General features: G+C 71.1%; 19 protein-coding genes and 1 pseudogene. All 20 read left to right on the top strand.

Annotated features, from left to right (window positions below):
* Nucleotides 1-2 precede the first annotated feature (2 nt).
* Entirely contained in the window at nucleotides 3-557 is a 555-nt protein-coding gene (locus SZN_RS17370) for a hypothetical protein (protein ID WP_007496747.1), read from the top strand.
* Nucleotides 470-2,698 carry a hypothetical protein gene (locus tag SZN_RS43195; RefSeq protein ID WP_167546312.1) on the top strand — a complete coding sequence of 743 codons (2,229 nt, stop codon included), beginning with the start codon at nucleotides 470-472 and terminating at the stop codon, nucleotides 2,696-2,698. Before SZN_RS17370 ends, SZN_RS43195 begins: the two co-directional genes overlap by 88 nt.
* Before the next feature lie 97 nt (nucleotides 2,699-2,795).
* Nucleotides 2,796-3,614 carry a hypothetical protein gene (locus SZN_RS17360; RefSeq protein WP_007496743.1) on the top strand — a complete coding sequence of 273 codons (819 nt, stop codon included), beginning with the start codon at nucleotides 2,796-2,798 and terminating at the stop codon, nucleotides 3,612-3,614.
* Between the two features lie 2 nt (nucleotides 3,615-3,616).
* Nucleotides 3,617-4,792, top strand: a complete 1,176-nt coding sequence (locus SZN_RS17355; protein WP_007496741.1) for an NlpC/P60 family protein — start codon at nucleotides 3,617-3,619, stop codon at nucleotides 4,790-4,792.
* Nucleotides 4,793-4,956: 164 nt separating this feature from the next.
* A complete protein-coding gene (locus SZN_RS17350) occupies nucleotides 4,957-5,376 on the top strand; it encodes an SH3 domain-containing protein (protein ID WP_007496740.1) in 420 nt (139 codons plus the stop codon).
* Nucleotides 5,377-5,724: 348 nt separating this feature from the next.
* Nucleotides 5,725-7,029, top strand: coding sequence for an MFS transporter (locus SZN_RS17345; protein ID WP_007496738.1), 1,305 nt, complete (start codon nucleotides 5,725-5,727; stop codon nucleotides 7,027-7,029).
* A gap of 27 nt (nucleotides 7,030-7,056) precedes the next feature.
* Nucleotides 7,057-8,319, top strand: a complete 1,263-nt coding sequence (locus SZN_RS17340) for an MFS transporter (protein WP_007496736.1) — start codon at nucleotides 7,057-7,059, stop codon at nucleotides 8,317-8,319.
* A 280-nt stretch (nucleotides 8,320-8,599) separates the two neighbouring features.
* Nucleotides 8,600-9,760 (top strand): MFS transporter, encoded by a 1,161-nt coding sequence (locus tag SZN_RS17335; protein WP_007496734.1) that lies wholly within the window; start codon nucleotides 8,600-8,602, stop codon nucleotides 9,758-9,760.
* The gene (locus SZN_RS17330) at nucleotides 9,757-10,431 is read left to right on the top strand and encodes an HAD-IA family hydrolase (protein WP_007496732.1); all 675 of its coding nucleotides are present in this window, start codon (nucleotides 9,757-9,759) and stop codon (nucleotides 10,429-10,431) included. The genes SZN_RS17335 and SZN_RS17330 overlap by 4 nt, the downstream gene beginning before the upstream one ends.
* An 811-nt stretch (nucleotides 10,432-11,242) precedes the next feature.
* On the top strand, nucleotides 11,243-11,431 hold the full coding sequence (locus tag SZN_RS42655) for a hypothetical protein (RefSeq protein ID WP_244313375.1): 189 nt from the start codon (nucleotides 11,243-11,245) through the stop codon (nucleotides 11,429-11,431).
* A gap of 108 nt (nucleotides 11,432-11,539) precedes the next feature.
* A complete protein-coding gene (locus SZN_RS17320; RefSeq protein WP_007496727.1) occupies nucleotides 11,540-11,878 on the top strand; it encodes a hypothetical protein in 339 nt (112 codons plus the stop codon).
* Between the two features lie 204 nt (nucleotides 11,879-12,082).
* The gene (locus tag SZN_RS17315; RefSeq protein WP_050815082.1) at nucleotides 12,083-12,442 is read left to right on the top strand and encodes an SH3 domain-containing protein; all 360 of its coding nucleotides are present in this window, start codon (nucleotides 12,083-12,085) and stop codon (nucleotides 12,440-12,442) included.
* Between the two features lie 107 nt (nucleotides 12,443-12,549).
* Complete coding sequence (locus SZN_RS17310; protein ID WP_043731325.1) at nucleotides 12,550-13,845, top strand: MFS transporter; 1,296 nt, start codon at nucleotides 12,550-12,552, stop codon at nucleotides 13,843-13,845.
* 32 nt (nucleotides 13,846-13,877) lie between these two features.
* Nucleotides 13,878-15,122: an ATP-grasp domain-containing protein gene (locus SZN_RS17305; RefSeq protein WP_007496721.1), complete on the top strand. Its 1,245-nt coding sequence runs from the start codon at nucleotides 13,878-13,880 to the stop codon at nucleotides 15,120-15,122.
* On the top strand, nucleotides 15,119-15,250 hold the full coding sequence (locus tag SZN_RS43190; RefSeq protein WP_279627024.1) for a hypothetical protein: 132 nt from the start codon (nucleotides 15,119-15,121) through the stop codon (nucleotides 15,248-15,250). Before SZN_RS17305 ends, SZN_RS43190 begins: the two co-directional genes overlap by 4 nt.
* A gap of 113 nt (nucleotides 15,251-15,363) precedes the next feature.
* Complete coding sequence (locus tag SZN_RS17300) at nucleotides 15,364-15,708, top strand: SH3 domain-containing protein (protein WP_007496719.1); 345 nt, start codon at nucleotides 15,364-15,366, stop codon at nucleotides 15,706-15,708.
* A 237-nt stretch (nucleotides 15,709-15,945) separates the two neighbouring features.
* Nucleotides 15,946-16,485, top strand: coding sequence for a hypothetical protein (locus SZN_RS17295; RefSeq protein WP_007496718.1), 540 nt, complete (start codon nucleotides 15,946-15,948; stop codon nucleotides 16,483-16,485).
* 61 nt (nucleotides 16,486-16,546) lie between these two features.
* Nucleotides 16,547-16,906 carry an SH3 domain-containing protein gene (locus SZN_RS17290; RefSeq protein ID WP_007496716.1) on the top strand — a complete coding sequence of 120 codons (360 nt, stop codon included), beginning with the start codon at nucleotides 16,547-16,549 and terminating at the stop codon, nucleotides 16,904-16,906.
* 220 nt (nucleotides 16,907-17,126) lie between these two features.
* Entirely contained in the window at nucleotides 17,127-17,513 is a 387-nt protein-coding gene (locus SZN_RS41440; RefSeq protein WP_007496713.1) for a hypothetical protein, read from the top strand.
* 106 nt (nucleotides 17,514-17,619) lie between these two features.
* Nucleotides 17,620-17,812 (top strand): annotated as a pseudogene (locus SZN_RS41960) (tryptophan synthase subunit alpha); the annotation flags it as partial.

Genomic DNA, 17,812 nt, shown 5'->3' with positions numbered 1-17,812 from the left:
TCATGAACCCGCGTATCCGCCGCGCGTCCGCCGCCGCACTTGCTGCAGCCGTCCTGACCGCCCTGGCCGCCTGCTCCAACTCCGACTCCGACTCCGGCTCCGACAAGCCGCAGAAGAAGGGACCGAGCACCGAGCAACTGGTGTCGAAGGCCGCGCAGGACTACATGCACGCGTGGATGGCGGTCAAACCCGCCGACGCCAAGACGATGTGCGAGCTGTCGACGAAGGCCTCTCGCCCGAACTTCGACGAGGACGGCGGCACCCTCGCCGGCTGCGTCAAGGAGCGCAAGACCATCGGCGCCGAGGACACCGACACCACCCGCGCCCCGCTCGACATCAAGATCAGCAACGTGCAGGACGTCCCGGCGTCCGACACCCACCCGGCCGGCAAGGGTGCGCTGGCCACCATGCACCGGTCCGGCGAGGACCAATTCCGATACGCCGTACGCCTTGTGAAGGAGGGTGACAAGTGGCTCATCGAGCAGACGAGCGACGTTGGCGACCGCTTCGCGCACACCGCCGACCCCGTCGCACCGGTCCTGGCCGGGACGGACTGATACTCCGCGCGGCCCGCCGGATCCGCACGTACACATGGCGGCTGCCGCGGCTGCGCACCCTGCTCCTGTGGGGCGTCGGCCTGCTCACCACCTTCATGGTGACCGCGCCGGCCGCGGCCGCCGCCGACGGCAAGTACCACCCGGCCGGCATCGGCGATCTGATGCCGTCCCCACTCAAGCCGCCCGGAGGCCAGGGCACGCTCTTCGAGAGCTACCCGGCCAACACCTTCCAGCTGGACAAGCAGCTCAGCGACGACCTCACCGGCGGCGACCTGATCGACGGCAGCATGCACCAGATCGCCTCGCTCCTCATGGCGATCCTGACGATGATCGGCCGTGCCGCGATCACCATCATGCAGTGGACCTTCAAGGCGGTCTCCCTGCCCGAGATCGAGCCGGCCATCTCCCGCGCCATCGGCGCCGCCGCCCAGCCGATGGTCACGATGTTCCTGCCGGCCGCGCTCGCCGTGGGCATGTTCATCGCCTGGGCCCGGCGCTCCGACACCAGCATGCTCGGCCAACTCGTGTGGGTTGCCGCGTCCGCGGCCATCGCCACCACGCTGCTGACCTCGCCCCAGACCTGGGTCAAGGGTGTCGACGAGGCCCGGCAGGCCGGCTCGAACGTCGCCATGACCACCCTCTCCGGCGGCCTCGCCGGCGACACCTCCAACGCGCTGCCGTTCAAAACGCCCACCCCGACCTGGTCGGACAACGACCGCGACAACGCCGTCCGCAAGGCCTCCGACGCCGTGTGGCGCACCTACGTTGCCGTCCCGTGGTGCGTCGCGGATCTGGGATCCATCGAGGCCTGCAAGCGGTGGGGGCCCGACGTCGTCAAGCTCCGCGACGACATGGACAAGCGCGAGGACTACCTCGCGGAGAACATGAACAGCGACAACGCCGGGCACGAGGCCGTCCAATGGCGCCAGGGCCACACCCCCTCCGGCCGTCTCGGCGTGCTGCTCGCCGCCGTCATCACCGCCGTGATCTTCTGCGCACTGGTAATCATCCTCGCGGCGGCCACCCTCGCCAGCCTCCTCGGTGCGCTGATGCTCCTGGTGTGCGGCGTCGTATTCGCATGCCTGTGGTGCATCCCCGGCAAGCCGAGGCAGTGGGGCGTGGCCTGGGTCGAGGCGCTGGCCGGGACCGTGCTCACGTCGATGGTCGCGATGATGCTTCTCGGCAGCGTCATGATCCTCAACATGGCGATGATCAGCCTGCTGAACGTCTACGGCTGGCTCATCGTCTCCCTGCTCAACATCGCCACCGCCGGCACCGCCCTCAAGCTCAAGAGCCAGCTCGACGGGATCGTCTCCGGAGGCGGCGCCCAGCTGGCCGGCCGCGGTGTGCTGAGCACCCTCGGCAGCCTCGCGACCGCCCGGCGCCTGCGCTCGCTGCGCCCGAACAGCTCCGGCGGCGGCAGCGGCGGCCTGATCGGGGCGATGCGCCGCGGCGGAGGACGTGCCGGCAGCATCCTCGGCGGCATCGGATCAATGGGCGGCATCATCCGCGACCGCTGGGGCCGCGGCGGAGGGGGAGGGGAGGGGGAGCAGCAGGCGGCGTCGGCAGCGACCCCGGCGAGAGCACCATCCGCGTCACCCGTGCCCGCACCTACCCCGAGCCGCCCAGCTTCCCCCGGCTGCCCGGAGGCTCCTACGGCGACCACGCCGCCACCCGGCCCGGCCTGCCCGGCGGGCCCGGAGGACCTCCCGGCCGAGGCCGCGGACCAGGACCTCGCCCGCTGCCCGGCGGTCCGGGGCAGCCCGCCGACGCAGCCGCCGCACGCGCAGCCCGGGCGGAAGCCGCCCGGCAACGGGGCTACGTTCCCGGCAGCGGCTACGCCGTCCGCCCCGGCCCGCCCGAGCGCACCGGCGTACCGCCGCACACACGGCAGAACAGCTCACAGCCCATCACCGGACAGATCGTCGACACGAACAACCCGGTCGGAGCCCGGTTCCGGGCCTACCCGCCCGCGCCCGCCCAGCGGTCCTCGAGCTCTCGGGCGCCCGCGCCTCCTGCCAGCCGCAGGCCGGCCATCCGCGGCGAGGTCGTGCGCCGGCCTCAACTGCCCCCGGGCCGCGGTAGTTCCTAGTCCGCCGTCCGGCTCCACCGGACCGTCCACCCCTTCTTCCCACGCGTGAGATCCCCGCGGTCCGGCCGCATTGCGGCCGGACCGCCCCGGGGCCATCTCGCCATGCCCGCGTGCCCGCACGCGGGCCGCCCACCCCGGAGTTCCCCATGTCCGACCGCGACCACGACGAGCTGCACAACCCGACACCGACCCCGAAGAAGAATGCCCCGCCCTCCCGCACCCCCGAAGGGTGGCGCGAGTTCCTGCGCGCCGACGAACTGCCCGACGAGATCGCCGATCTGCCCTTCCGTCAGCGGCGCCGCGTCCGCAGAGCCTGGCGATCGGCCCGCCGCGACGCCCGCGCCCGCTGGGTGAAGGCGGAACGCAGGAAGGTGCCCACGCCGCTGAGCGTGCCGATCATCCTGCTCGTCGTCGCGGGACTCGTCGCCGGCGCCTCCTGGCTGAACTCCCACGACGACCGCGACACCGTGCAGACCAAACCCCCGGCAACGTATTCGGCCACGCCAGCCCCGCAGGAGGACACCCCGTCCCCCGCTGCCTCGGCGAGCCGCACGGTCCGGCGCCCCGGCACCCCCGACGGCATCGCCAAGGCCTTCGTCCTCGCCTACACCACCCGGATGCCGCTGCAGGACGGCACCCACTCCGCGGCCGTCGAACGGGCAGCGCCGTACGCGTCCACCGCCCTGGCGGACAACCTCAACAAGCACGACGACATCGACTGGAACAAGCTCGTCGCCGCCCAGGCCACGTCCGCCACCCCCACCCAGGTGAGCATCAACCCGCCTGCTTCCAAGAAGGAGTTCGCCCCCGACACCCCCGTGCGGGTCTACCGGGATGCCACCGCACACATCGAAGTCAAGGGCACCGACAACTACACCTACACCCGCCACCTCACGCTCGAGGTCTCCCGCGCCGACGTCGGCCAGCCCTGGATGGTCACCCGCGTCGTCGGCCTGGAGGAGTAGCCGTGGACCAGGACGACCTCACCCAGATCGCGATGCGGGCGGCCGGCGTCGCGAAGAAGGGCCTGATGCTCAAGCTCGGCGCGGTCGCCGCCGTCCTCTTCTTCCTGGGCCTGCTCCTTCTGGGCGCCATGCCCATGGGCTCCAGCGCCGAGGCCTCCACCTGCGAGGACACAGGCCCGGGCACCGGCGCGGCCGCCCCCGACAGCAACAACAGCCCGCCCGCCCAGGGAAGCGTGCACAAGCAGCAGCTCACCAACGCGAAGGCCATCGCCAAGGCCTCCCAGAAACTTCCGGGCAGGGCGACGCTTATCGCCCTGATGACGGCCATGCAGGAGTCGTCGCTGATCAACCGGCCGGACGGTCACCTGGACTCGGTCGGTCTCTTCCAGCAGCGGCCCTCGATGGACTGGGGATCCAAGGCCCAGATCAGGGACCCCGCGTTCGCCACAGCGTCATTCCTGTACGGGCGCGGCACCAACAAGGGCCTCGTCGACGTCCCGAACTGGCAGACCAAGCCGCCCGGCGACGTCGCCCAGGCGGTCCAGGGCAGCGCCCACCCCGAGCTGTACGCCGGGCGTGAGTCCGAGGTCCGCGCGCTGGCCAAGGAGGCAGGCATCGACCTTTCCCGCGGCGGCACCGACTCCGGCTCGACCTCCGGTGGCACGGCGGACTCCGGCACCGCGTCCGGCGCCGAGCCCAGCCAGTGCGCAGACAGCGAGACGGGCACCTCCGGCAGCAGCGCGGGCGGCACCTTCACCGACGGCACGGCAACCTGGCAGCTGAGCAACCCCCGCTCCGTCAAGGACGCCATCGCTTGGGCCCGCCACCACTCCGGGCTCATGTCGACCAACGGCTGGTACCGCAGGTGCCTCGCCTTCGTGGCGAACGTCTACGGCTGGAATTTCAGCGGAGTCACCTACGCCATCGACCACTACAAGGTCGTGCCCGCCGACATGCGGCACGACGGCGACCGCACCCCGCCCCCGGGCGCCCTCATGTACTGGGACACCGGCCACCGGGCCGGCCACATCGCCGTCTACCTCGGCAACGGCGAGATCGTCAGCAACGACGTGAAACGCCCGGGCTACATCGACGTCGTCAAGGCCGACTTCATCGAAAAGAACTGGAAGGCCAAATACGTGGGTTGGACGCCGCCGTATTTCCCCAAGGCCGGGTGAAAGCGGACACGGAAGGTCCGGCGGCGAGGATTTCGCAAAATCTATCCACAGGGTATCCGTTCTACCTTTCCGGAGTCAGCGCATCGGAGCGCAGGCCGCGAAACAACGGTCGCGGCACCTGCCCAACGGCGCATTCCGCATGCGGATTTCATCGGGAGGACGACATGCAGACCACCAGCGACGGCATACCCGAAGCGGCGCAGGCCACCCCGCCCGCCTCCCGGCGGACCCGGTCCAACCTCATCGGGCGGGTGGCCGCCTCTACGGCCGTAGCCATCTTCGCGGCCGTCGGCACGACGATCGCGATCGCACCCACGGCTTCTGCCGTGGACTCGAAAGGATGCAATTCCGCCTGGTATTACTTCGACGGTCACATCAACACCAACGGCGTCAATCTGAGGAGCGGGCCGGGCACGTCGTACGCTTCCAAGGGCCTGCTGTCCAAGGGGACCCGCACCTACATGTACTGCTACCACAAGGCCTCAGGCGCCAAGATGTGGTCCTGGGAATACATCAAGGTCACCTCCGGCCCCAACAAGAACGTCAAGGGCTGGGTGCGGTCGAGCTACAACGACTGGTGGTAGACGCCAGCGCGACCTGCTGAGGGCAACGAGACCACAGACCCCTCTGCAGCCGCCAGCCCAGCGCCACGTCGGTGACGGCGCGGGCTCACCGGCTGCCCGGCACCGCCCGCCCCTCCCGCGGCGGCACCACCGATGACTCCCGGCCAGGCCCAACCCCCGAGCCTGGCCGGGGCCGGCCGAGCGCGCCGCCTGCATCCGGCGCCCGAGCCCCGGCCACCAGCGCGTGCGCTACGGGGCCCTCGGCCACGGGGGTGCCGCCGAGCCCCCGTCCTCGGCGGCACCCCGCCCCTCACTTCCGTACCGGCGTACGCCCGTCCGGCGCGCGCTGTCCCATCCACAGGAGTCCCTGTGACCACCACCGTGCCGGTCAGAGCACCGGACGTGCAGGCAGCGGGATACACGCGCTCATGGCCGGCGTCCATCTGGACCCTGCTGGTCGGCACGTTCACCGTGAGGGCCTTCGGCTTCACCTTCCCGTTCCTGCCCTATCACCTCACCAACCTCCACCTGGCCACGAGCTTGGTGGGCGTACTACTCGCGACGTTTGGGACCGGCTGGCTGGCAGGCTCGGTCCTGAGCGGCTGGCTCGCCGACCGCTGGGGCCGACGCGCCACCCTGGTCGCGACCATGCTGCTCGCCGCAGCCGTACTCCCGCCGCTCGCTCTCGCACACACCACACCGGCGCTCGTCACCACGTCCTTCCTGGCTGGCCTCGTGTACGACGCCCCACGGCCGGTCGTCACCGCGGCGATAGCCGACGCCTTCCCCGACGCCGCCGCGCGCGCCAAGGCCAACGGGTGGCGCAACTACGCGGTGAACGTCGGTGCTGCCTTCGCCGGCACCGTCGGCGGCCTGCTCGCGGCGCCCCTCGGGATCGGCGCGCTGATCTGCATCAATGCGGCCGTCTGCGGAGGGTTCGCACTGATCGCATGGCAACTGGTCGACTCCCGGAAGCCCGGACGCTCCTTTGCCTCACCGGGTGTGGCCGCCGCACTCAGCGACCCGCGCCTGTGGTGGCTGCTCGCCGCCAGCCTCGCCGCCCTCACCTGCACCGGCAGCCTGTTCTCCGCTCTGCCGCTGCTCATGGAAGGCGACGGCCTGTCGGCCGCGGACTACGGCTGGGCCCAGGCCGCGAACGCCGGCGTCGTCCTCGCGCTGTCGCCCGCGCTGAACGGCTGGCTAAGCCGCCGAGCCAGCCGTCCCCACGCGATGACCGGACTGTTCGCCCTCAGTTCCCTCGGCCTGGCCGTCACCGTAGGCTCCACCGGCTTCGTGTCCACCACCCTCGGCTACGCCACCGCGGCCGCCCTGGCCGTACCCGGCGAGATCGTGATCTTCGTGGCGGCTGCCGACATCCTCAACCGGATCGCGCCTCCCGCGGCCCAGGGAACCTACGCCGGCATCTGGGGAACCACCCTGGCCGGCGCCGTCATCGTCGCTCCAGCGCTCGCCACCTGGGCGCTCACTCACGGCGGCGACGCCCTGGTCGGCGCCTGCACCTTCAGCTCCGGGCTCCTCGGCGCCGCCCTGTGCTGGCCACTCGCCACCTCCGTACGACGTTCCCGCACCCCCAACGCGCCATGCCCTGCCGCGCCTTGGCGCACCCGCGGCCCTGCGCCCGCCACTTCCGTCACGCCCCGCACCCCGTGCTGATCTCCGAACCGAAGGACCCGGTCCCCCATGACCACCGGCACCACCACCGAACGCCCACCCGCCCTGAACGGCTACAGGCACCTGCTGACCGCGCCCCACATCCTGCGCCTGCTGACCGGAGCCGTCGTCGGACACCTCCCAGTCGCGATGGCACCGATCGCCTTGCTCCTGGTCGTGCGAGCCGACGGCGGAAGCGTCCGCCAGGCCGGTCTCCTTGCCGCCGCGTACGGCGTCAGCGCAGCCCTCGGACAGCCCTGGTGGGGCCGCATGCTGGACCGTCACGGCCCGATGCCGACTCTCCTCGGCACGGCCCTCGCCTCAACCGCCGCTTTCACCGTCCTTGCAGTCCTCGACACCGTCGACCATCCGTTGGCCGCCGCGCTGCTCGCCGTCACCGCGGGCGGGGCGACACCGCCGACCGAGGCAGCGCTCCGAGTCGTGTGGGGCGACGTGACCGCCTCCGATGCCCAACTCCGCGCCGCCCTCAGCCTCGACGCCTGCGCCCAGGAAGTCGTGTTCATCGTCGGTCCGCTCCTCGTCCTGGCCGTGGACGCCATTACGGAAGCGCAGGTGACCCTGGCCGCAGCTGCGGTCCTCGGCCTCGCCGGAACGGCCATTCTCGCCACCGCGGCACCCACCCGGCGCTGGCAGCCGGCCCCCGCGCGCCGCACTGACGTGCTCGGCCCCCTGCGAGCTCCGGGCACACGGACTCTGGCCATCGCGCTCCTCGGTGCCGGCGTCGCCCTGGGCGCGATCAACGTCGTGGCCCTGGCGCTCGCCGAGGAACACCGTGCGCCCGCCCTGTCCACCCTCATGCCCGCCGCCCTCGCGGTCGGCAGTCTCACCGGAGGCCTCGTCTACGGCAAACGCCGCTGGCCCGGCACGCCGTCCGCGCATCTGCGCGCAACCACCCTGGGACTTCTTGTCGGCCTCCTGCCGCTGCTGTTCCAGCCCTCGGCACCGGCAGCCGTAGTAGTGGCTGTCCTTCCCGGGTTGTTCCTCGCCCCGCTGCTGGTCAGCGTCTTCTCCAGCCTGGACGACCTGGCCCCGCACGGCACGCTCGGCGAGGCCTCGGCGTGGATGGTCGCGTGCCTGGGCCTTGGGCAGGCCGGTGGAACTGCGCTCGCAAGCTCGGCCGCCGGTCCGCTGCCGTCCATCTCCACCGCCCTGGCCGGTGCCGCCGCGGCCTGGGTCACCCTGGCCATGCGCCGGTCCTCCCTCACGCCCTTGACGCCGCACCCCTCACGCGTGATCCGCCGAGGGCCCCGCGAGACGGCGCCGCTGAGATAGGCGCATTCCGGACTCCCTGGCGCTTGCGGAAGCGCGAAATCTATCCACAGGCCAACCGGGTGATGATCGGGGCTCACCCGCTGACCGGTGACCAACTCCCCTTCGGCGCACGGCGGATGCCGACTCGCGAACGTGCCGCGCCGTCTCCCCTTTCTCCAACGTGTGAGGACGTCATGCACATCGCCCTGCCCCCACCGCTGCGTGGGACTGGCTGTTCTCGGGGTGCCGAGCCAGCTCACGCTCCTCGTCCCGCCCGAACGCTCACCCTGCGGGAGGCGAGATGACCGCCCTCGCCGCTGAGCGCTCCGCACCCCCGAGGACCGACCGTCGGCTGCTGACCGGAGCCTTCGCCGCCTTGGGCGTCGTGATGGCCGTGTGGGGCTCGAGGATGCCCGCGCTCCAGGCTGCCGCCCACCTGACGGCCGGCGAGCTCGCGGTCGTCCTGCTCGGTGCGGCGGTCGGCATGGTCGCCGGACTCCAGGTAGGCGGCCGGCTGGCCGATCGTCACGGTCCCTCACGACTGCTGGTCGGCCCCACGGTCATCTTCGGTGCCGTGCTCGTGGTACTCGGACAGTGCCGCACGCTGCCGTCGCTGGTTCTGGGAGCTGCGGTCTTCGGGCTCGCACACGGGCTTCTCGACGTCGGCGCCAACACCTGTGCGGTCCACGTCGAGCGGGCCTACCGCCGCAAGATCATGTCCTCGCTTCACTGCTCGTACTCGGTCGGGGCCCTCGGCGGAGCCGCGCTCGCGGCCACTACCACGTGGCTGCCGTACGACGTGCTGTTCACCACGGTCGGTGCCGTCACTGTCCTCGCCGCGCTCGCCACCGTGCCGGTCGTCCGCGCAGCACAGCATCTCGACGACACAACCGGGTCAGCTTGTACGGACGATGAGGCCGCACCGTCCTCGTCCCGCGCCACAGTTTGGCTGCTGGGCGCCCTCGCGGCCGGATGTCTCCTGGGCGAGGGTGCCGCAGTGGACTGGAGCGCGGTCCATCTGCACTCCCTGCACTCCGGCGAAGCCACCGCCGCGGCCGCGTACGCCCTCTACAGCGCGGCCATGGCCACGGGACGGCTCTTCGGCGACCGGCTGACCACCCGCTACGGCGCCACCACCGTGGTGCGAGGCGGAGCGGCCCTGGCTGCCGCCGGCCTCGGCGCCGGCCTGGCCATCGGCACCGTCCCGGCCGCCCTGCTCGGCTGGACAGCGCTCGGACTGGGCCTGTCCACCGCCGTCCCCTCCCTCATCTCCGCCGCCGGACGAGGAGGACCACGCGCCGTCGCCGCAGTAGCCGCGACCGGCTACCTCGGCCTGCTCACCGGCCCCGCCGCCATCGGGGCGCTCGCATCCCTGACCAGCGTGCCCGCCGCCCTGGCGCTGCCTGTCCTCCTGGCAGCAGCCGTCGCCCTCGCCGCCCACCGAGCCCTGGAGGCACGATGACCACCCACCCCGACACTGAGATTGACGCACTGATCCTCGACTACAACGGGGTCAAGGGCCTGCAGCCCACCGTCCCGATGTGGCACCAGCTCGCCGAGGTTGCCGACTGGCCCGACAGGGACATCCGCTCCTTTCAGGAAGCCTTCTGGGGCCCCCGGGACGCGTACGACGCCGGTCAGCTGAGCGACCTGGCCTACTGGGCGAAGGTCCTGGGCTACCACCCCGGCCCCCGGGCCCTGCGCTCCCTGCGCGCCGCCGACACCGAGATGTGGATCCGAACCGACGACCGCGTCCTGGACATCCTGTACCGCGCTCACCGGCCAGACCTGCCCATGGTCCTGTTGTCGAATGCTCCGCACTTTCTGAGCGACGCCCTCGACGCCACTGCCTGGCGCCGTGAGCTGATGACCGAGGCCCTGTACTCGGCCCGACTGGGCCTGTGCAAGCCCGACCCCGCCGCCTACCGCCACGCCCTGGCGGCCACTGGAGTCGCCGACCCTGGCCGCGTGCTGTTTGTCGACGATCGCGCAGACAACTGCGCGGCCGCCGTCCGATTGGGGCTGCGCACCCTCCACTACACCGGTGATCCGGACGACCTCGCCCGCCACCTCCCGTCGGGCTCGGCCGCGACCCTCGCACGCACCGTCGGCAGCACGTTGCTGGCCAGCTGACCCACAGCCTCCCGGCGCCGGCGACGAAATCTATCCACAGGCAATCCGGATGACGATTGATCACGGCACGCGGCACCGCCCCGCGAATAGGCCGAACCGACGCCTTCCCCTTTCTCCCTATCTATAGAGAGGCACCATCCTCATGCTCAGAACTCGATCGCGCCTCCTGCGCAGCGCTGCTGCGACTGCGGCGGTGGTGGCAGCGGCCGGCCTCTTCGCGGCTCCGGCCGCATCGGCTGCCGACGAGACCACGGCGAGCGCCTCGGACGCACCGCTGCTGGACATCTCCGCATCGGCCGAGGTCAGCGTCGGTGCAACGACCGATCCGACCACGGATCCGACCGACCCGGGCGACGGCACGGACCCGAGCACGGACCCGACGGACCCTGGCACGCCCACCGACCCTGGAACCGACCCGACCGACCCGGGTACCGACCCGTCGGACCCCGGTACGGACCCCACCGATCCCGGCACGCCGACGGATCCCGGGACCCCGACGGACCCGGGCACGCCCACCGATCCGGGGACGCCGACGGATCCCGGGACCCCGACGGACCCGGGCACGCCCACCGATCCCGGCACGCCGACGGACCCTGGTACGCCGACCGACCCTGGTACGCCGACGGACCCTGGTACCGACCCGTCGGACCCCGGTACGGACCCCACGACTCCAACGCCGACCCCGACGGACCCCAGCCAGGACGGTGGTGGATCCGGTGAGGGCTCGAACTCCGGCGGTGAAGGCAGCAGCAGCTCCGACAGCGGGTCCGCAAGCGGGGACGGAGAGGCGTCCCACAGTGACGACCGCACCTTGGCGAGCGAGCCCAACACCTACAAGCCCGCGGCCGACGCCTCGCTGGCGCACACCGGTGCCTCGGGCGACGGCACCTTGGCGCTGGCTGCCGGCGGACTGCTCGCGGTGGGCATTTCGGCCGTCGGAGCGGCCCGCTATACCCGCCGCAGCACCGGATCCGACGAGCAGCCCGATCCGCAGGGCTGACCCACAGACACGCCGGCGCACCACGTGTGCCGGTGGGGAGCCCGAGCAGCCGGCCCGGGCCACCCCGACCCCCGAACGAACACCTCACCCAGCGAAGGAACGTTCCTCATGCGACCTGCGCTCCGCAACGCCGTCATGACAACGACGGCCACCGCGGTCCTGCTCGGCGGCCTGGCCGCCGTTGCCACACCCGCATCCGCTGTCGGCTCGTCCGCCTGCACCCGCAACGACCGGAACCACTCCGTGTGGGGCCCCAACCTGGAGTGGCCGAACATCCGCACCGGCCCGGGCGTGGCCTACAAGTCCAAGGGCCACCTCGACTCGGCCGGCGAGTTCTGGGTCGAGTGCTCCGCCGTCAACAAGCACGGCAACCGCTGGTACTACGGCAAGTCCCTGTCCAGCGGCTCGTACGGCACGAAGGGCTGGGTCGCCGCCAGCTGGTTCTAGCACCACCGCGCGCCGCCATCGCGACGCGCCCCCAGACCGCTCCTCCGAGGAGCAATGCGGCCGAAGCACCGTGATCTGACCACGGCCAGCCCCATTCCGGGCCTCGGCGACGCCGGTGTCCCACACAGCGCCCAGCGCCTGCCCACTGACCTCTCGCTGAGGCACACCCGTACCCAACTGCACCCCATTTATGGAGGTTTGTGCATGTCTGCACGTCGTATAGCCGTGCTCGCGGCCACCGCGGCCGCCGTCGCCCTGCCGCTGCTGTCCGCCCCGGCGGCCACCGCGGCACCGACCACCGCCACCCCGGCGTCCACCTCGTGGTCCTGCCCCGACAAGCCGCCGCTGCCGTACAAGGTGCACGGGACCAACGCGGTGACCATCCGCTCGAAGGCCACCACCAACTCGACGGCCGTCGGGATCCTCTACAAGAGCCACAAGTTCACGGTGCACAAGACCACCCACCGCGCGAAGTGGCTCTACATCACCGACAAGAACACCGGCAAGAAGGGCTGGGTCTCCGGCAGGTACGTCTACCGCGACGTGCGCATGTGCCTGGACTGACGCGCCGCCTCTCCTCGATGCCCCGGGCCACCCGGCCCGGGGCACCCGGCCCGGCTTTCCCCCTCGCACCGCGCTTCCACTCCAGACCTCACGCCAGGTGATCTCTCATGCCGTTGTTCCCGCACCCCGGAGGCGTCCTGCGCCGTCCGACGCTCATGCGCGCGGCCGACGCACTGGCCACCGCCGTCACCACGTACGCCGTCCCGCTCCTGGTGCTGACGACCACCGGCTCCACCGCCCTAACGGGCGTCGCCTTCCTCCTGGAGTGGCTGCCCCGCCTCGCCGCGTTCACCATCGGCGGCCCTCTCGTCGACCGCTACCGCGCCGACACCGTCTTCCGCGCCGCCACCACCTGCCGAGGCCTGCTGCTTGCCGGCGCGGCCCTCACACTCCTGCTGCTCCCCGGCGGCAGCACCGCCGCCACGACCACGGTCATGGCCGTCGGCGCCCTGAGCGGCCTCCTCGCACAGGCCTCGTTCGTCGCCGTCGAGACCATCGGAGCCCAGGCCAGCCGGACCGCCGGTGCCCAGGCCCACCGCGTACAGTCCGTCCAGATCAGCATCGACCAAGGCGCCCTGCTCGTCGGCCCGTTGCTCGGCGGCCTGCTGCTCCTTGCCGGTCCCTCCACCCTCCTCGCCGCTGTTGCATTCCTCTCCATCAGCGCCGCGATCGTCACCGAACCCCTGCCGGGCCCCAACGTTCCCGTCAGCGGCCCGGAGGCACAGTCGGTCGTCGCCAGCCTGCGCACCGGCTGGCGGACCGTACGTACCATCCCCGCCCTCGGCTGGCTCGTCACCGGCCTGATCGCCAGCAATCTCGCCGTCGCCGTCGCCCAGGCCAGCGCGCCGATCACCGTGCTCCACACCTACGGCGCCTCCTCCCTCGCGGTAGGTGCCGTATGGAGCGCGGCCGGCGTCATCGCGCTGGGCGCCGTTGCGGCCAGCCGCCGCCTCATCGACCACCACGGCCTGTGGCCGGTCGGCGCCGCCGCGGCCGCCACCGCCTGCCTGGCCTGCTTCACCACCGCGCTCGCCCCCGGACTGAGCAGCTACGCCCTGACGATCGCCGTCCTGATGGCCGGTGAAGGCGCGCTCACCGTCGTCCTGCGCACCCTGCGCGCCCGGCTGATCCCGGCAGCCGTCTTCGGCGGCACCCTGAGCGTCACCATCGTCCTGATCGTCATCCCGATGCCCGTCGCCGGAGCCCTCGTCGCCGCACTGCCCGCCGACCGGCTCCCCGCCCTGCTGCTGGCCTGCTCCGCAGCCCAGGGACTCGCGATGGCGCTGGCCTTCCGCGGCCTGTGGCGCCACCGCGCCTCCTACACCGCGCCGCACACCCCTGCCGAACAGACGGCACCCACCAACCCCTCTCCCGCGGCCCTCGCGGCCAGCGACGCCGCCTGACCCAACACCGTGCCACCCCCAGGAGTTGCTCCATGTCCCAACCGATGCTGCTCGTCATCGGCTCCGCACCCGAGCTGATGCGCCGGTACATGCTGGAAGCCGCCGCCGCCGAGCATTCCGTACTCCTCATCGACGACCAGCCGCCCACCTGGCAACTGCCCTACGTCGTCGACTTCGAGACGACCGACCTCAACGACCCGGCACGCGTGATCGCGGCCGCCGAGTCCCTGGCCCGCCACTGGACCATCGCCGGCGTCCTGACCTTCAACGAGTACCTGCTCGTCACGACGGCGCGGGTCGCCGAACATCTCCAACTGCCCGGCAACACACCGACCGCCGTCGCCGCGGCCCGCGACAAGGCCACCAGCCGGCAGCTGTTCGCCGCCTCCGACGTCCCCTCGGCGGCCTCCACCTGGGTACACAGCTTCGACGCAGCCGCCTCCGCCGCCGAGCGCCTCGGCGGATACCCCGTCGTCCTCAAGCCCACCGCGCACGCCGGCAGCATCGGCGTCGTCCGCGTCGACAGCATCACCGACCTGCCCGCCCTCTGGAACATCGCCTCCGCCGGCGCCGCCCACCAGGGCCCCGAAGGCCAGGGCATCCTCCTGGAGGAGTTCCTCGACGGCCCGGAGGTATCCGTCGAAACCGTCACCGACAGCGGCGTCACCACCGCCGTCGCCGTCACCCGCAAGGCCGTCGGCTTCGAGCCGTTCTTCATGGAACAAGCCCACCTCGTCATCGCCGGTGACCCGCTACTCGACGACGTCGCTCCCGTCGCCGCAGCCGCCCTGCGGGCCGTGGGCATCACCCACGGCGTCTCCCACGTCGAGATGAAGCTCACGGCCTCCGGCCCCCGGCTCATCGAGGTCAACGCGCGCCTCGGCGGCGACCGCATCGGCCAACTCGTGCGCCACGCAACGGGCGTAGACCTCGCCGCAGCCGCCGCCGACCTCGCCATCGGCCGAACCCCGGACCTCACGCCCACCCACACCCGCAGCGCCGCGATCGGCATGATCTACCCGCCCGCCGACGGCACCGTGACCGGACTCGCCCTGCGCCCCCACCCGTTCGACGCCCATCACCTGCAAGAACTCCAGTGGCTGTGCGACGTGGGCGACCACGTCACCCTCAAGCCGTCGCCCAGCACGCCCAACAACATCCGAGCAGGCTTCGCCATCGTCGTCGGCGACACCCCCACCGACGTACGCCGCCACCTCAACAGCGTCCTGGACCGTGCCCAGGTCAAGGTCCGTCCCACGATGATCAGCGCCGCATGAGCCCCACCCCTGGCCGCCGCGCCGTGGCTGAGCGTCCGCCCGCCGAGCTCCAGGAGACCAAGGCCGTCGTCAGCGCCAGCCAGTGCGCGGCCGCCCTCCGGTACGCGAACCAGGCCCGAGGCCCCTGAACACGTCGAGGCGTCCGCCTCACGGCCCGGCACTCCGCCCGCCTCTGCATCTCGGAACTCCGGCTGTCACCGAAATCCGTCGAGCAAGCCGTCCCGAAAGGACACCGAACGCCATGACCGGCATACGCCGTCTCGCCACCGTCACCCTGTCCGCGTCCCTGCTCGCCGGGACCGCGGCTGCCCTCGCGCCGACCGCATCGGCCGCCACGTCGTCCACGTGCACCTACAACATCGCGGACCACAACGCCCAGGTCGACGGCGCCGGCGTCAACTACCGCACCGGCCCCTCCACCAGCTATCGCAGCAAGGGATTCCTGTACACCGGCGATGACCTGCGCGTCTACTGCGGCAAGGGCAACTGGTACTACACCAAGCTGACGCACCGCTCGAAGAGCGGCCTCGCCTCCGGCACCTACGGATGGATCCGCAGCGACATGCTGCTCTCTCTCGCCGGCTAACCGCGCCACCCCGTCTGTGGGATCCAGACCCCCTTGTCGGAATCCCCGCCGCGAAGCCGGCCGTGCCGAATACAGCAGCTGCTCTCGAATTCGCAGGCGAAGCACGCCTTGCCGAGCTCGCAGCAGTGCCGCGGACGAACTGGATGGCCCTACGCGGCACCCGCTCCCGCTCACCACCCATGTCAACGGCCCGGCCACACCACCTGCAGTCAGTAACCAAGCACCGAAAGGCCCACTATGCGCGCCCTCAAGCGCTCCACCTCTGCCGCCGTCGTCCTCACCGCGCTCGCCGGCACCGCCGCGCTGGCCACTGCCACCCCGGCCTCCGCAGCCAGCTACCAGTGCAGGACCAGCAGCCACACCGTCGATGACCCGACCTACAACGGGCCCGACTCCGACAACTGGGACCTGACCGTGACGCTCTGCGCCAAGAGGAGCGGCGGCTACATCTACACCACCGCCAAGGTCAACTGGGACGGCCCCTACACGGCAAAGAACCGCAGCACGCTCACCTTCAACAACGCCAAGTTCCAGCTCCAGACCAAGCACAGCGTCCGCGGCACGGACCCGGTCGTGAGGTCCGCCGCCTACACGGGCCTGGAGCACGCGCTCGAGCACAGCAGCGGGCACGGCAACGGCTCCTACGAAACAGGAACCACCGCGTACAAGGCCGGATCGGGCCGCTACCTCGCCGACGGCTACATCCAGCTGGACTGGAGCGGCGACGGCAAGGGCTACAGGTCACCGGTCCTGTTCACCGCATCCCCGACCGTGTAGGCGCCGACCCCGTCTCGCGCAACCACTCCTGACCCGCAACTCCTCTGATGGAAGGATCGTCATGCAAGCCCGCACCTCTGCGCGCCTGGCCGTCACGACCATGCTCGCCCTCTCGGTGGTCGCCGGCGTGACGGCAACCACCGCCTCGGCTGCTACTCCAGCAGTCGGCGCCAGTGCCTGCACCACGTCGGTGAAGCTCAACACCGACGTCAACACCACCGTCCGTTTCCGCACGGGGCCGGGGACCAAGTACCTCGCGACCGGGCAGCTCGCCAAGGGCACGAAGGTCTACTGGGCCTGCAACAAGGGATCCACCGGCAGCGCGAAGTCCTGGGGCCTCGTCAAGGTGAAGTCGGGCGCTCACAAGAACAAGATCGGCTGGGTGGCCAGGACGTACATCAACACGCCGATGCAGTTCTGACCCGGCAACCCCCGGCACCTGCTCTCGGAGCCGCGTCGGCTCCGACGCGGCTCCGAGAGCCCCGGTCTGCCTTTGCACAACCGGACGCGCGACTCAGCCGACTTCTGCAGCGCCTGTCCCGCAACCGCTGCAATCCCGGCCCCTCCTCGATACACACCCTCAGCACGCACCGGTCGCCCCGCATCTGAACGCAGGCGACCACCACCCAAGGGAGCACTCCATGTCCGTCCCCCGCCTCGTCACACGCACCCTGCCCGCCGTCCTCGGGGGCGCGCTCGCAGCTGCGGCGTTTGCCACCACACCTGCCTCCGCAAGCTCAGGCTGGTGGACGTCGCCGGGCGGGCGCGCCGAGGGCTACTACAACAGCTTCAACGGCCACGTCTATGCAAACGATCTCAAGCGGGACGGGTACAGCGCGATCACTCAGGTCCGCACCAACCGCAACGGCTACTTCGTCGCCGACGTCACGGACAAGTGGGCCAACGGCCGCGGAAGTTGGAAGACGCCGACCCTCTACTCGGGCGTGGTTTTCAAGATGCGGGTCTGCGTGGTCAAGAGCGGTCACAAGCCGACTAAGTGCTCAGCCTGGCACCAGTTTGAGAAGTGATTTCCTCCCGCCTCGGGGATGGCAGAAGCCGTCCCCGAGGCTGCCCCGGCCTCCACATGCGCGCCCGACCGTTGCTCCACCTCGTCTCGTGAAAGGTGCTTCCACCGTGAGCGCACTCACTCCTGCTGCGGCCTGGCTCACCCAGCGTCTTACCCAGCACGCCCCTCAACTGGGCGTTTTCCTCCCAGCGGGTTTCCCCTCCACGAGTGACGACAGCGCCGCACTACGCCTGTTCGCCGACCGCGGCGCCGGCGTTCTCGAGGTCGGCATCCCGTTCCACTTTTCCGAACGCCACGGTG

Origin of the sequence: Streptomyces zinciresistens K42 (assembly GCF_000225525.1) — a bacterium.
GTDB lineage: Bacteria > Actinomycetota > Actinomycetes > Streptomycetales > Streptomycetaceae > Streptomyces > Streptomyces zinciresistens.
This window is presented reverse-complemented; position numbering and strand designations above follow the sequence as displayed.

What these genes read in the sequence shown, in the direction of transcription:
- SZN_RS17370 (WP_007496747.1), top strand. Translation starts at nt 3, where the DNA reads ATGAACCCGCGTATCCGCCGCGCGTCCGCCGCCGCACTTGCTGCAGCC.
- SZN_RS17360 (WP_007496743.1), top strand. Translation starts at nt 2,796, where the DNA reads ATGTCCGACCGCGACCACGACGAGCTGCACAACCCGACACCGACCCCG.
- SZN_RS17350 (WP_007496740.1), top strand. Translation starts at nt 4,957, where the DNA reads ATGCAGACCACCAGCGACGGCATACCCGAAGCGGCGCAGGCCACCCCG.
- SZN_RS17340 (WP_007496736.1), top strand. Translation starts at nt 7,057, where the DNA reads ATGACCACCGGCACCACCACCGAACGCCCACCCGCCCTGAACGGCTAC.
- SZN_RS17335 (WP_007496734.1), top strand. Translation starts at nt 8,600, where the DNA reads ATGACCGCCCTCGCCGCTGAGCGCTCCGCACCCCCGAGGACCGACCGT.
- SZN_RS17330 (WP_007496732.1), top strand. Translation starts at nt 9,757, where the DNA reads ATGACCACCCACCCCGACACTGAGATTGACGCACTGATCCTCGACTAC.
- SZN_RS17320 (WP_007496727.1), top strand. Translation starts at nt 11,540, where the DNA reads ATGCGACCTGCGCTCCGCAACGCCGTCATGACAACGACGGCCACCGCG.
- SZN_RS17315 (WP_050815082.1), top strand. Translation starts at nt 12,083, where the DNA reads ATGTCTGCACGTCGTATAGCCGTGCTCGCGGCCACCGCGGCCGCCGTC.
- SZN_RS17310 (WP_043731325.1), top strand. Translation starts at nt 12,550, where the DNA reads ATGCCGTTGTTCCCGCACCCCGGAGGCGTCCTGCGCCGTCCGACGCTC.
- SZN_RS17305 (WP_007496721.1), top strand. Translation starts at nt 13,878, where the DNA reads ATGTCCCAACCGATGCTGCTCGTCATCGGCTCCGCACCCGAGCTGATG.
- SZN_RS43190 (WP_279627024.1), top strand. Translation starts at nt 15,119, where the DNA reads ATGAGCCCCACCCCTGGCCGCCGCGCCGTGGCTGAGCGTCCGCCCGCC.
- SZN_RS17300 (WP_007496719.1), top strand. Translation starts at nt 15,364, where the DNA reads ATGACCGGCATACGCCGTCTCGCCACCGTCACCCTGTCCGCGTCCCTG.
- SZN_RS17295 (WP_007496718.1), top strand. Translation starts at nt 15,946, where the DNA reads ATGCGCGCCCTCAAGCGCTCCACCTCTGCCGCCGTCGTCCTCACCGCG.
- SZN_RS17290 (WP_007496716.1), top strand. Translation starts at nt 16,547, where the DNA reads ATGCAAGCCCGCACCTCTGCGCGCCTGGCCGTCACGACCATGCTCGCC.
- SZN_RS41440 (WP_007496713.1), top strand. Translation starts at nt 17,127, where the DNA reads ATGTCCGTCCCCCGCCTCGTCACACGCACCCTGCCCGCCGTCCTCGGG.